This window comes from Sinorhizobium numidicum (assembly GCF_029892045.1).
GTDB lineage: Bacteria > Pseudomonadota > Alphaproteobacteria > Rhizobiales > Rhizobiaceae > Sinorhizobium > Sinorhizobium numidicum.
Genome location: NZ_CP120368.1, coordinates 1,549,864 through 1,562,255, shown reverse-complemented (window position 1 = coordinate 1,562,255; position 12,392 = coordinate 1,549,864). Strand labels below are relative to the sequence as shown.

Sequence of the window (12,392 nt, the reverse complement as noted above, 5' to 3'; positions counted from 1 at the left end):
CGGCACGACGTCGATGCAAAGCGCTGACCCGGTCGCGATCGTGGGTGCCGGTATTGCCGGACTGACGGCAGCGCTCTGTCTTGCGCGACGGGGTTTCAAAACAGATATTTTCGAGCAGGCCGAGGCGCTGGAGGAAACAGGGGCCGGCTTGCAGCTCTCGCCGAATGCGTCACGTATCCTGATCGAGCTCGGCCTGCTCCCCGCCCTTCAAGACGTCTGGAGCGAACCGGACTCGATCGCGCTTGTCGACGGCCGCTCGCTGCGACTGCTTGCAAGGGTTCCGGCGGGCTCCAGCGCCCGTAACCGCTGGGCAGCGCCCTATGGTGTCCTGCATCGTGGCAGCCTGCAAAGGGTTCTGCTTAAGGCAGTCGAAGCAGAGCCGCTCTGCCGCCTTCATCTTGGCCGCCGAATCGAAGGCGACCCGGAGGCAGCCATCACCAACGGAATCGGATGTCGTGCGTCCATGATCATCGGCGCGGACGGTATCTGGTCGCGCGTGAGAGCGTCCATCGCGGGCGCCGGCAGCGCCTGTTTCTCGGGCAATGTAGCCTGGCGCCTGATGTTGCCTCGCCACAGCGCCAACGCCCACTTGTCGGCCGACCGGGTCACGGCGTTCCTCGGACCGAATGCACATCTCGTCGCCTACCCGATCCGGGAAACCGACAGTTTCAACCTCGTCGCGATCATCGAAGGCAAGCCGACCGACGGGACCTGGGCGGGCAGGAATTCCGAAGACAGGCAGCGGGAATTCACCGCTGCATTCGAAAGCTGGCATCCCGATCTGCATGCGCTCCTCGATGACGCCGCCTCGGCCACGTATTGGCCCTTATACACCGTCGGCGACGGCGCGTGGCACAATGGGCGCGACATTGTCCTTATAGGCGACGCAGCCCACGCCATGACACCATTTGCAGCACAAGGCGCCGCTATGGCGATCGAAGATGCCTGCGAGCTCGCCCGGTATCTTGCCTGCAGCGCCGATGTCCCGTCTGCATTGGCGCAATACGATAGTGCCCGCAGACCGCGGATTGCCCGCGTACGTCAACGGGCCGCTTTCAATCGCTTCGCCTATCATGCACGCGGCCCCGTACGGATCGGCCGCGACCTTGTCCTGGCGCTTAAAGGGCCTGAAGCGCTGGCGGCCGATCTCGATTGGCTCTACGGCTACGGCGCCCCGGAACGATAGCGCCGCACGACGAAAAAGTGCGTGCGGTTTTCCGGGTCTATTCAGACGCGCAAAGCTGGGTCTCAGACGGCGTTCGCCGCAGCCAGGCCGGCCTCGACCTCGCGAAGAAGATCCGGAACATCTTCGAGCCCGATCTGCAGTCGGATAACCGGCCCTTCCGGAGGTGCTTTGGCAATCTTACGGTCGGAGAGGTTCACATGAACGGCAAGGCTCTCGAATCCGCCCCAGGAATAGCCAAGCCCGAAAAGCGAGAGGGCGTCGAGGAAGGCGTGCGCTTTCGCTCGACTGTTCTCCGCTTCGGCTTTCAGGACGAAGGAAAAGATCCCGCTCGCGCCCGCGAAATCGCGCTTCCAGAGGTCGTGCCCCGGAAAGCTCGGCAGCGCCGGATGCAGCACGCGCGCAACCTCATCGCGGCTTTCGAGCCATTCGGCGATCGCAAGCGCGCTTGCCTGATGGCGTTCGAGACGGATCCCCATGGTGCGCAAGCCGCGCAGGATCTGATAGCTATCATCCGGCGACACGCAAACGCCAAGCGTGATCATCGCTTCGGTCAAGGCGCTCCAATGGGCTGCATTGGCGGACACCGTTCCAAACAGCACGTCCGAATGCCCCGAAGGGTATTTTGTTGCCGCATGGATCGACACGTCGACGCCGTGGTCGAGCGGCCTGAAGTAAACCGGCGTCGCCCAGGTGTTATCCATAGTCACGAGGCAGCCATGCCGGTGGGCCGCGGCGGCGATCGCGCGGATATCCTGCATCTCGAACGTGTTCGAGCCCGGCGCTTCAGTGTGTACCAGCCGCGTGTTCGGCCTGATCAGGCCTTCGATTCCTGCACCGATCATCGGATCGTAATACTCGACCGTGACGCCGAGACGGGTCAGCATGGTGTCGCAGAAGTGCCGGGTCGGGAAATAGATCGAATCGACGATCAAAGCGTGATCGCCTGACGAGAGATAGGCCAGGAACGGCACGGTGACCGCCGCGAGTCCTGATGGGACGAGGATCGTTCCGGCTGCACCCTCGAGCTCGTTGATAGCATCGCAAAGTGCATCGGTCGTCGGCGTGCCGCGCGTGCCATAGGTATATTTCTGTGCGCGGGTTTCCATCGTCCTTGCGTTTGGAAACAGCACGGTGGAGGCGTGAACCACCGGCGGATTGATGAAACCGTGGAAATCGGCGGGATTGTTGCCGGTGTGCGCAAGGCGGGTGTTGATGCCCGTCTCTCCGAGCGCGCTGATCTTGTCTGGCATTGAAAGGTCCGCTGTTGAAACTCGATGCCAACTCATCGAACGCGGCACCGGCGGGGTCAAGGAAAAATTCCGTGTGCGAGAACAGCTGAGACGTGCAAAACGGGGAACTGGCCGTTTTTTATTCAGTGGCGCCGCATTTTCCGCGAAACTTGCCTAAACTTCTGGCGAATTTCGGGTTTTTCACATGGAAAATCAGAAAATCGGCAACATCTCTTGACCCTTGTGGATTTTGAGCATGAGATAGATTGCACTCACGCCAGGAGGGTGGCGGAGACTGCACGCGCCTACGGAGCGCGACTATGCAGACGCGAACAAACGACAACCGAAAAGGTTCAAAAAATGGCAAGAAGGATTCTGACAGCTCTCGTTGGCGCTGCTGTCATGGGGATTGGCACACATGCGGCATCGGCCGCGACGCTTGACGACGTGAAGGCCAAGGGCTTCGTCCAATGCGGTGTTAACACCGGTCTCGCCGGCTTCGCCTCGCCCGACGCAGCCGGCAACTGGAGCGGTTTCGACGTCGATTATTGCAAGGCGATTGCTGCCGCTGTCTTTGGCGACGCCACCAAAGTGAAGTATACGCCGACCTCCGCGAAGGAGCGCTTCCCGGCTCTCCAATCTGGTGAAGTCGACGTCCTCGCCCGCAACACGACCTGGACCATCAACCGCGACACGGCACTCGGCTTCAACTTCCGCCCCGTCAACTACTATGACGGCCAGGGCTTCATGGTTCGCAAGGGCCTCGACGTGAAGTCGGCGCTTGAACTGTCCGGCGCCGCAGTTTGCGTGCAGACCGGAACGACGACCGAGCTCAACCTTGCCGACTACTTCAAGTCGAACAACCTGCAGTACAATCCGGTGGTCTTCGAGAAGCTCGAAGAAGTCAACGCGGCTTACGATGCCGGCCGCTGCGACGTTTACACGACCGACCAATCCGGCCTGTATTCGCTGCGACTCACCCTTTCCAAGCCGGACGACCACGTGATTCTGCCGGAAATCATCTCCAAGGAGCCGCTCGGCCCGGCCGTCCGCCAAGGTGACGACCAATGGTTCGATATCGTCACTTGGGTCCACTACGCGCTGATCCAGGCCGAGGAATTCGGCGTGACGCAGGCGAATGTCGAGGAAATGAAGAAGTCGACGAACCCTGACGTCCAGCGCTTCCTCGGCGTCGAAGCCGACAGCAAGATCGGCACCGACCTCGGCCTCACCAATGAGTGGGCAGTGAACGTCATCAAGGCCGTCGGCAACTACGGCGAAATCTTCGATCGCAACATCGGTGCAGGCAGCCCGCTGAAGATCGAGCGCGGACTGAACGCGCTGTGGAGCAAGGGCGGCATCCAGTACGCCCCGCCGGTTCGCTAAACCGGTTCGGGAAATCCGGAGGGGCGGCACACCGCTCCTCCGTTGCAATAAAAAACGCCCGGCAAGGGCGGATTGGGGAAAGAGGCATTACATGGCCATTGGCGTTACGAACGCGCCTGAGAAAAGCAAATCCTCAGGATCGATTATTAACGACCCTCAGGTGCGCGGGATATTCTACCAGGCAGTCACCATCATCATTCTGGCGGTCCTCATCTACTGGATCGTCGACAACACGGTCGAGAACCTGAAGCGCGCGAACATCGCGTCCGGCTATGGTTTTGTGAGAAGCCGGGCGGGATTCGATGTCGGACAATCGCTGATCGCCTTCACAAGCGATTCCACCTATGGCCGTGCTTTGGTGGTCGGCTTTGTCAATACGTTGCTGGTGGCGATTACCGGTATCATCACGGCAACTGTCATCGGCTTCATCGTCGGCATCGGACGTCTTTCGCACAACTGGATCATCGCCAAGCTGTCGCTCGCCTATGTCGAGGTGTTCCGCAACATTCCACCGCTGCTGGTCATCTTCTTCTGGTACAGCGGCGTTCTGGCGATCCTGCCTCAGGCGCGCGAGGCGCTTGCCTTGCCCTTCGACATTTTCGTGAGCAACCGCGGCGTCGCCTTTCCGAAGCCCATGTTCGGAGAAGGATCACACTATACGCTCATCGCGCTCATCATCAGCATCATCGCGAGCGTCGTCTTTGCCCGCTACGCCCGTCAGCAACAGATGGCGACCGGCCAACGATTGCCCGTGTTGTGGATTGTGCTCGGACTCGTCATCGGCATACCTCTGGTGACGTTCCTCGCAAGCGGCGCGCCGCTCGCCTTCGATGTGCCCGTCGCGGGCAAGTTCAACCTGACGGGGGGCTCGGTCGTCGGACCGGAATTCATGTCGCTCTTCCTCGCGCTTTCCTTCTACACTGCGGCCTTCATCGCAGAGATCGTCCGGGCAGGCATCCGCGGGGTCTCAAAAGGACAGACGGAAGCGGCCCACGCGCTCGGCATCCGCCCAAGGCTGACCACCCGTCTGGTCGTCGTGCCGCAGGCGATGCGCATCATCATCCCGCCCTTGACCAGCCAATATCTCAACCTCACCAAGAACTCGTCGCTAGCGGTTGCCGTCGGCTATGCGGATCTCGTCGCCGTCGGCGGGACGATCCTCAACCAAACCGGACAGGCGATCGAAGTCGTAAGCATCTGGCTCATCGTCTATCTCAGCCTGAGCCTTGCCACCTCGGCGTTCATGAACTGGTACAACGCTCGTATGGCGCTGGTGGAGAGGTAAGAACATGAGCACGCATCAGGCAAGTTTCGTTCGTGCTTCGTTGATCGAAGCCTCACCCGCCCCGGCGCTGGAAAGTGGCATTGCTCTTTGGCTGCGGAAGAACCTCTTCGCCACGCCGAAGGACACAGCCTTGACCATTATCAGCCTGCTGGTGTTGGCGTGGCTGGTGCCCCCGGCAATACAGTGGCTCTTTATCGACGCAGCCTGGACCGGCGGCGGTCGCGGCGTCTGCGCGACGATCTCCCAGGGCGGGTCACAGCCAGAGAACTGGAGCGGCGCCTGCTGGGCTTTCGTCAACGCGAAATTCAGCCAGTTCCTCTTTGGCCGCTATCCGCCTGAGGAACGGTGGCGGCCCGCTCTCGTCGGCATTCTTTTCGTGCTGTTCCTCGTACCGATGTTGATCCCCAAGGTTCCGTACAAGGGGTTGAACGCGGTTCTGCTGCTGGTGGTCCTACCGATCATCGCCACGATCCTGCTTCCCGGCGGCTGGCTAGGCCTCACTTACGTCGAGACGCCGCTGTGGGGCGGCCTCATGGTCACCCTGGTTCTCTCATTTGTCGGTATCGCGGTTTCACTGCCATTGGGCATTCTGCTGGCGCTCGGGCGACGGTCGAACATGCCGGTGATCAAGATGCTCTGCACGGTCTTCATCGAGATGGTGCGCGGCGTCCCGCTGATCACGGTTCTGTTCATGGCGAGCGTGATGCTGCCGCTGTTCCTGCCGCAGGGTGTCACCTTCGACAAATTCCTGCGCGCCCTGATCGGTGTGTCGCTCTTCGCCTCCGCCTACATGGCGGAAGTCGTGCGCGGTGGCTTGCAGGCTATTCCGAAGGGCCAGTACGAAGGCGCCGATTCGCTCGGGCTCAGCTATTGGCAGAAGATGAATCTCATCGTCCTGCCGCAAGCGCTGAAGCTGGTGATTCCCGGCATCGTCAACACCTTTATCGGCCTGTTCAAGGACACGTCGCTCGTCTCGATTATCGGCATGTTCGATCTGCTCGGCATCGTTCGCCTGAACTTTACCGACACGAACTGGGCGTCCGCGGTAACGCCGCTGACCGGCCTGATCTTCGCAGGCTTCATATTCTGGCTTTTCTGCTTCGGCATGTCGCGCTATTCAGGCTTCATGGAACGCCTGCTCGACAAGAGCCAACGATAAACAGGGGAAACATATGGCACACGACGCCACTGCTTCAAAAATGACCGTCTCGACGACGGATGTCGCGATCGAAATCACCGGCATGAACAAGTGGTACGGTGATTTCCACGTGCTGCGCGACATCAATCTCAAGGTGATGCGCGGCGAGCGCATCGTCATTGCCGGCCCGTCCGGTTCCGGCAAATCGACGATGATCCGCTGCATCAACCGGCTCGAGGAGCACCAGAAGGGCAAGATCGTTGTCGACGGCATCGAACTCACCAACGACCTGAAGAAGATCGACGAGGTGCGCCGCGAAGTCGGCATGGTCTTCCAGCACTTCAACCTCTTCCCGCACTTGACGATCCTGGAAAACTGCACGCTGGCACCGATCTGGGTGCGCAAGATGCCGAAGAAGCAGGCCGAGGAAGTCGCGATGCATTTCCTCAAGCGCGTCAAGATTCCCGAGCAGGCCCACAAATATCCGGGCCAGCTTTCGGGCGGCCAGCAGCAGCGCGTCGCGATTGCCCGTTCGCTCTGCATGAATCCGAAGATCATGCTTTTCGACGAGCCGACTTCGGCGCTCGACCCGGAAATGATCAAGGAAGTGCTCGATACGATGGTCGGCCTCGCCGAAGAAGGCATGACGATGCTCTGCGTCACCCACGAAATGGGTTTTGCCCGCCAGGTCGCCCACCGCGTGATATTCATGGACCAAGGCCAGATCGTCGAGCAGAATTCGCCGGCTGAATTCTTCGACAATCCGCGGCATGAGCGCACCAAGCTGTTCCTCAGCCAGATCCTGCACTGACATCAGAATACACGCTCATACGAAACGGCCCGCTCAAGAGGCGGGCCGTTTCGTTTTTAACTACATGAAACCGTCACACGGGACGACGCTACGCAAAAATGGTGGACCCGCCTCATGATCGGTCGCGGAATCCGTCAGAGGACCGGCAGCGTCGGACGCTTGGCAAGAGCGGCTTCGATGATACCCTGCACACGCTGGCGCTCGACGCCCGCAAGCGGCAGGCGGGGTGCGCGGACGCGATCGTTGGAGCCGATCGCAAATACTTCGGCGAGCTTGATATTCTGCACGAGATTGGTGGAGACATCGAGGTCGAGGAGCGGCCGGAACCAGCGGTAGATAACCCTCGCCTCTTCGAGCCGGCCGGCCTGAACGAGCTTCCAAATGGCAACCGTTTCCTTCGGAAAGGCCACGACAAGGCCGGCGACCCAGCCATGCGCGCCCATCAGCAAGCTTTCGAGCGCAAGATTGTCGACGCCGGTGAAGCAATCGAAGCGGTCCCCGAACCGCGTCAGCACCTCCGTGATGCGACGGATGTCGTCGGTCGATTCCTTCATCGCAACGACGAGATCGTTCTTCGCCAACTCGTCGAACATCGAAAGCGTCACGTCGACGCCGTAGGCGACGGGATTGTTATAGACCATGATCGGCAGACCGCCGGCGGCGGCAATGCTCTGGACGTGAGCGAGCGTTTCGGCCGGCGCGGATTTGTAGGGGACGCCCGGTAGAACCATAAGACCATCGGCACCGGCCTTTGCCGCAGCCTTTGCCGCTGTCTCGCCGCGGCGGGTCGCGCTTTCGCAAACCGTCATCAAGACCGGCTTGCCACTGGCGACCGATTTGGCGATCTTCAGGATCTCGATCTTCTCGTCCGGCTCCAGCGTCATGTTTTCGCCGAGCGAACCGCAGACGATCATGCCGTCGGCGCCGGCCTCAAACTGCAGCGCAAAACAGCGCTCCATCTCCCGCTTGTCGAGGTCGCCCTCAATCGTGAACTTCGTGGTAACTGCCGGAAATACGCCGCGCCACATGATTGGCCTCCTTTGGGCTGATATATCAGGTTTACTTGCCACCATTTCGAAACTGTGTCAATCTCTGATATATCAGAACATCAGGATGCCCATGGCAAGCCAGTCTCAGTCCCACCTCGCCTATCTGGCGCTCGAACGCCTTATCGTTACATTAAAGCTGAAGCCGGGAACGCTCGTCACCGAGCGCCAGCTCCTCGAACTCGCCAACCATGGCCGAACACCCGTTCGCGAAGCGATCCAGAAGCTTGCCTGGCAGGGCCTGATCGAAATCCGCCCGCGCGTGGGGCTGCAGATTACGACGATCCGACCTGAGGATCAGGCCCACGTCATGCAGACGCGTCGACAACTGGAGCCCTTGGCGGCGGCCCTTGTGGCGGAGCATGCCAGTGCCGAAGCCAGACAATCGATGATCGATTGCGCGCAGCAGATGATCGACTGCTCGGATAGCGGCGATATGGAAGGATTTCTCGTCGCGGACAAAGCGTTCGACGAGATCATGGAAGATGCCTGCCCGAACAGGTTCCTGACGGCCGCACTCGCGCCGCTGCAAACCCATGCACGCCGCTTGTGGTTTGCAACCGCTTCACCGCGAAAGATGAAGGAATCGGTAGAGCGGCACGTGAAGGTGATGCACGCAATCCAAAGGGCCGATGCCGCCGGGGCTGCCGCCGCCATGTCCGGACTGATGGACTACATGGCGGAGACGTGAGCCGTTTACTACCGCTCACGTCAGAGCGACAGGGCGCGGAAGCCTAAGATGATGCTCCGGCTCTATGCCGGGCACTCCCGACGAAAAGAGGCGCATCCAGGATACGCCGCTTCCTTGAACGGGAGTCCAGTCCATCGTCTCAGCCGACGAAAGCGCGCTCAATGACGAATTCGGCAGGCTTGTTGTTGGCACCTTCCGTCAGGCCGGCTGCCTCGAGAATTTCCTTGGTGTCCTTCAGCATCGCCGTCGAACCGCAGATCATGCCGCGATCGATGGCCGGATCGAACGACGGCAGACCGAGGTCCGCGAAGAACTTGCGATTGGTCATCAGGTCGGTGATCCGGCCCTTGAAGGGATAATCCTCGCGCGTCACCGTCGCGTAATGACGAAGCTTGTCGCCGACGATTTCGTTCAGGAACTCGTGATTGCGAATCTCATCGACGAGGTCGAAGCCGTATTTCAGTTCCGCCACATCGCGGCAGGTGTGGGTGAGGATAACCTCCTCGAATTTCTCGTAGGTTTCCGGATCGCGGATAAGGCTCGCAAAAGGAGCGATGCCCGTGCCGGTCGAGAACATGTAGAGCCTGCGGCCGGGCACGAGCGCATCGAGCACCAGGGTGCCGGTGGGCTTCTTGCGCATCAGAACCTGGTCGCCGGGCTTGATCTTCTGTAGATGCGAGGTCAGAGGGCCATCCGGAACCTTGATCGAGAAGAACTCGAGTTCCTCGTCCCATGCCGGGCTCGCGATCGAATAGGCCCGGTAGACAGGCTTGTCCCCGACCATGAGGCCGATCATGGCGAATTCGCCCGATCGGAAGCGAAACTCCTGAGGACGGGTCATGCGGAAGCGGAAGAGCCGGTCCGTATAATGAGTGACACTCGTGACCGTTTCGACGTAGACGCCCGCCGGTGCCTGGATCGCGAAATCTTCCGTTTTTGCCGGAGCATTCATCGTGGCTTCAGTCCTGTAATCGTGACCGTGTCTATCAAGTATAAGCGGATATTCCAAGCCACACCAAATTGGAAGGAATTCCCTTCCAAATATAGTCCTTTTCGGGGATTTCGGCTTGCTTCACACTGTCGCGGCCGCATCCCTTTTAAGAAACGCGGCGCCAGCTGTAGGATTTTGCATCAACGGAGGGCCTTGCCGTCGGTTGGTAGTGATTGGCAATACCCGGCAGGCGCCCCTCGGAGAGCCGCTTGATCGCGGTTGCGTTCGTTATGGCGAAGCTGTCGATGCCACAACGCAGCATCAGCGGGATCTGATCGATCAGCACATCGCCGACAGCTCGGATCTCCCCCTCAAAGCCGATGCGCGTGCGCAGCAGCGAAGCATGACTGAAGGCGCGGCCGTCATTGAAGGCAGGAAATGCAACCGCCACCAGCGCTATCCGGTCGAGATAGGGGGCGATGCGGGTCGCATCATCCGCGGGGGCAATCAGCACTCCGAGCCCGGAGGCACCGCTTGCCGCAGCCGCTTCCAGGAAGGCATCCAGGCCGAGTATCGCCTTTTCGTTCGATCCGGCCTTTGCCTCGTCGGTTTCGACGACCCAGGGGTCATCGTTCACGAAGCCGGTTTCTTTCCAGATTTTCGTCATCTTCTCATCCGTGCTTCAAGCGGCTTCCTGAGCGCTGCCGCCATAGAGTGCGTCCTTGAAAGGCTGTGGCCCGACCCGGCGATAGGCTTCCAGGAAGGTCTCCGCCTTGTCCCGGCGCAGGCCGAGATAGGTGTCGACGATCGTCTCCACGGCATCCGTCACTTTTTCCGGTTCAAAACCGCGGCCGATGATCTCACCGATCGACGTATTCTCGTCTCCGGACCCGCCAAGCGTGATCTGGTAGAGTTCGGCGCCCTTCTTTTCGACCCCCAGAAGACCGATGTGGCCGACGTGATGGTGTCCGCAGGCATTGATGCAGCCGGAAATCTTGATCTTGAGTTCGCCGATCTCGGCCTGCCGTTCGGGCGAACCGAAACGGCCTGAAATCTCCTGGGCGACCGGAATGGAGCGTGCATTGGCGAGCGCGCAATAATCAAGGCCGGGACAGGCGATGATATCGGTGATCAGGCCGGCATTGGCCGTGGCGAGGCCTGCAGCAACAAGCGCGCGATAGACCGGCTCGAGGTCGGCGAGCGCCACATGCGGCAGGATGAGGTTTTGCTCATGGCTGACGCGGATCTCGTCGGAGGCGTATTCATCGGCGATGTCGGCGACCGCTTCCATCTGCCCGTCGCTCGCGTCCCCAGGGATACCGCCGATCGGCTTCAGCGAGATCGTCACCATGCCATAGTCCGGATGCTTGTGCGGCTGGACGTTCTGGCCAACCCAATTGGCGAACTCCGGATCAGCCTTTTTCCAACGGGCAAGATTGCCCCAGCCCTCCGGGCGATTGGGGAGCGCGGCCGGGGCGAAGTAAGCGGAGATCGCCTGGATGTCGGCATCGGGGAGTTTTAGCTCGGTGTCCTTGAGATTGGCGAACTCGACCTCGACCTGGCGCGCCAGCTCTTCCGTACCGGTCTCATGAACGAGAATCTTGATGCGCGCCTTGTACTTGTTGTCCCGGCGACCGTGCAGATTGTAGACGCGCATGATCGCCGTCGTATAGGACAGCAGATCCTCTTCCGGCAGAAATTCTCGGATCTTCTTGGCGATCATCGGCGTCCGGCCCTGCCCGCCGCCGACATAGACAGCAAAGCCAAGCTTGCCGTTTTCGTCCTTCTTCAGATGCAGCCCGATGTCATGCACCTGGATGGCCGCGCGATCTCGCTCCGCGCCGGTCACGGCGATCTTGAACTTGCGCGGCAGGAACGAGAATTCGGGATGCACGCTCGACCACTGCCGGAGGATCTCCGCGTAGGGACGCGGATCGGCGACTTCGTCGGCAGCAGCGCCAGCGAAATGGTCCGCGGTCACATTGCGAATGCAGTTGCCGGAGGTTTGCAGCGCATGCATCTCGACGCTTGCCAGTTCCTGGAGGATGTCCGGTGTGTCGGAAAGGCGCGGCCAATTGTACTGGATGTTCTGGCGCGTGGTGAAATGACCGTAGCCGCGATCGTACTTGCGGGCGATATGGGCGAGCATGCGCATCTGGCGGCTCGACAGCGTGCCATAGGGAATGGCGACGCGGAGCATGTAGGCATGAAGCTGCAGATAGACACCGTTCATCAGGCGCAGAGGCCTGAAGGCATCCTCAGCCAGTTCACCGGACAAGCGCCGCTGGACCTGGTCGCGGAACTGCTCGACGCGTGCGGAAACGAAGGCGTGGTCGAATTCGTCGTAACGGTACATGGGTCCTCAGGTCCTCAGGCAGCATTCTTAGGGGCGGAAAGCCCATGATATCCAGGCGCATAGACAATCGACGGACCCTCGGCCCGGATCCGCTCGCGCATTCTGAGCGGGCGGAGTATTCCGTCCACCTCTTCCACGTCGACGACATTGACGTCGACGACCTTGTTGTCCTCGAAAGAGCGTTTGCCGGTCGCTTCAAGTGATGCGACCGCCTCGGCGTGGCGAGCGACGAAGGCGTCCTGAAGGGACTCGCCCCAGTTGCCGGAGGCGTCAAGCCAGACGGATATGCCATCCGAAAGGCGATTTGCCGTCAAAACCTTGTCCACCATTCCC

Annotated in this window: 12 protein-coding genes; 6 read left to right on the top strand and 6 right to left on the bottom strand. The window is 60.4% G+C overall.

Annotated elements, in window-relative coordinates; translation table 11 throughout:
* Positions 1-13 precede the first annotated feature (13 nt).
* Positions 14-1,186 (top strand): FAD-dependent oxidoreductase, encoded by a 1,173-nt coding sequence (locus PYH37_RS18650; RefSeq protein WP_280732937.1) that lies wholly within the window; start codon positions 14-16, stop codon positions 1,184-1,186.
* 62 nt (positions 1,187-1,248) lie between these two features.
* On the opposite strand, the gene PYH37_RS18645 is transcribed toward PYH37_RS18650, so the two are convergent.
* On the bottom strand, positions 1,249-2,436 hold the full coding sequence (locus tag PYH37_RS18645; RefSeq protein ID WP_280732936.1) for a cystathionine beta-lyase: 1,188 nt from the start codon (positions 2,434-2,436) through the stop codon (positions 1,249-1,251).
* Between the two features lie 339 nt (positions 2,437-2,775).
* On the opposite strand from PYH37_RS18645, the gene PYH37_RS18640 reads away from it, so the two are divergent.
* The 4 genes from PYH37_RS18640 to PYH37_RS18625 all read left to right on the top strand — a co-directional run bounded on the left by PYH37_RS18640 (position 2,776) and on the right by PYH37_RS18625 (position 7,035).
* Positions 2,776-3,801, top strand: a complete 1,026-nt coding sequence (locus PYH37_RS18640) for an amino acid ABC transporter substrate-binding protein (protein WP_280732935.1) — start codon at positions 2,776-2,778, stop codon at positions 3,799-3,801.
* 91 nt (positions 3,802-3,892) lie between these two features.
* Entirely contained in the window at positions 3,893-5,086 is a 1,194-nt protein-coding gene (locus PYH37_RS18635; RefSeq protein WP_280732934.1) for an amino acid ABC transporter permease, read from the top strand.
* A 4-nt stretch (positions 5,087-5,090) separates the two neighbouring features.
* Complete coding sequence (locus PYH37_RS18630) at positions 5,091-6,245, top strand: amino acid ABC transporter permease (protein ID WP_280732933.1); 1,155 nt, start codon at positions 5,091-5,093, stop codon at positions 6,243-6,245.
* A 13-nt stretch (positions 6,246-6,258) separates the two neighbouring features.
* The gene (locus tag PYH37_RS18625) at positions 6,259-7,035 is read left to right on the top strand and encodes an amino acid ABC transporter ATP-binding protein (protein ID WP_280732932.1); all 777 of its coding nucleotides are present in this window, start codon (positions 6,259-6,261) and stop codon (positions 7,033-7,035) included.
* Between the two features lie 134 nt (positions 7,036-7,169).
* Here the strand turns inward: PYH37_RS18625 and PYH37_RS18620 are convergent, their stop codons facing one another.
* A complete protein-coding gene (locus PYH37_RS18620) occupies positions 7,170-8,063 on the bottom strand; it encodes a dihydrodipicolinate synthase family protein (protein WP_280732931.1) in 894 nt (297 codons plus the stop codon).
* 91 nt (positions 8,064-8,154) lie between these two features.
* On the opposite strand from PYH37_RS18620, the gene PYH37_RS18615 reads away from it, so the two are divergent.
* Complete coding sequence (locus PYH37_RS18615; RefSeq protein WP_280732930.1) at positions 8,155-8,772, top strand: GntR family transcriptional regulator; 618 nt, start codon at positions 8,155-8,157, stop codon at positions 8,770-8,772.
* Between the two features lie 139 nt (positions 8,773-8,911).
* On the opposite strand, the gene PYH37_RS18610 is transcribed toward PYH37_RS18615, so the two are convergent.
* The 4 genes from PYH37_RS18610 to PYH37_RS18595 all read right to left on the bottom strand — a co-directional run bounded on the left by PYH37_RS18610 (position 8,912) and on the right by PYH37_RS18595 (position 12,388).
* Positions 8,912-9,724: a ferredoxin--NADP reductase gene (locus PYH37_RS18610; RefSeq protein WP_280732929.1), complete on the bottom strand. Its 813-nt coding sequence runs from the start codon at positions 9,722-9,724 to the stop codon at positions 8,912-8,914.
* A gap of 145 nt (positions 9,725-9,869) precedes the next feature.
* Positions 9,870-10,370, bottom strand: a complete 501-nt coding sequence (locus PYH37_RS18605) for a DUF934 domain-containing protein (protein ID WP_280732928.1) — start codon at positions 10,368-10,370, stop codon at positions 9,870-9,872.
* A 15-nt stretch (positions 10,371-10,385) separates the two neighbouring features.
* On the bottom strand, positions 10,386-12,059 hold the full coding sequence (locus tag PYH37_RS18600) for a nitrite/sulfite reductase (RefSeq protein WP_280732927.1): 1,674 nt from the start codon (positions 12,057-12,059) through the stop codon (positions 10,386-10,388).
* 14 nt (positions 12,060-12,073) lie between these two features.
* Positions 12,074-12,388 carry a DUF2849 domain-containing protein gene (locus PYH37_RS18595; RefSeq protein WP_280732926.1) on the bottom strand — a complete coding sequence of 105 codons (315 nt, stop codon included), beginning with the start codon at positions 12,386-12,388 and terminating at the stop codon, positions 12,074-12,076.
* Between the last annotated feature and the right edge of the window lie 4 nt (positions 12,389-12,392).